Raw genomic sequence first — 985 nt, 5'->3', positions numbered from 1 at the left:
CCGGGGACGTTCGGGGCGGACGTGAGCCACCTGAACCTGCACAAGACGTTCTGCATCCCGCACGGCGGCGGCGGCCCGGGTGTCGGCCCGGTCGCGGTGGTCGAACGGCTCGCGCCCTACCTGCCCAACCATCCGCTGCGGCCCGAGGCGGGGCCGGCCACCGGTGTCGGGCCGATCGCCGGGGCGCCGTGGGGGTCGGCGGGCATCCTGATGATCCCCTGGGCGTACATCCGGCTGATGGGTGCCGCCGGGCTGCGCCGGGCCACCTCGGTGGCGGTCCTGGGCGCCAACTACATCGCCTGGCGGCTGTCGTCCCACTACCCGGTGCTCTACACCGGACGTGACGGCCTGGTCGCACACGAGTGCATCCTCGACCTGCGCCCGCTGACGAAAAGCACCGGGGTCACCGTGGACGACGTGGCCAAACGGCTGATCGACTACGGTTTCCACGCGCCGACGATGTCGTTCCCGGTACCCGGGACGCTGATGATCGAGCCGACCGAGAGCGAGGACCTGACCGAGATCGAACGCTTCTGCCGGGCGATGATCGCGATCCGCCGGGAGGCCGACCTGGTCGGCGCGGGCACCTGGCCGGTGAGCGACAACCCGCTGCGCAACGCCCCGCACACGGCGTCCATGCTGGTGGCGGACGAGTGGGCGCACCCGTACTCCCGGACGGTGGCGGCCTACCCGGTCGCCTCCCTGCGGGAGTCGAAGTACTGGCCGCCGGTACGCCGGATCGACGGCGCCTACGGCGACCGCAACCCGGTCTGCACCTGCCCGCCCGTGACGACCTATACCGGCCAGGACGAGGACGTCGCGTTCGCCGGCGGCGCGCCGGCCGCCCCCGGCATCGCGGCGGTACCGGCCGACACCCGAGGCTGACCGGCGGCGGGACCCGTCCCCCAGACGGATCGGCGCGGTGCGCCGGCACGCCGGACACCGCGCCGCGTCCGCGCCTGACCGCGTGCCGCGTCACGCGGTC

1 pseudogene is annotated in these 985 nt (G+C 73.9%); it reads left to right on the top strand.

Annotated features, from left to right (window positions below):
* A pseudogene (locus tag NBW84_RS22925) lies at window positions 1-885 on the top strand (glycine dehydrogenase (aminomethyl-transferring)); the annotation flags it as partial.
* Window positions 886-985 lie beyond the last annotated feature (100 nt).

Origin of the sequence: Protofrankia sp. CiP1_Cm_nod2, assembly GCF_920664355.1 — a bacterium.
Lineage (GTDB): Bacteria > Actinomycetota > Actinomycetes > Frankiales > Frankiaceae > Protofrankia.
This window is presented reverse-complemented; position numbering and strand designations above follow the sequence as displayed.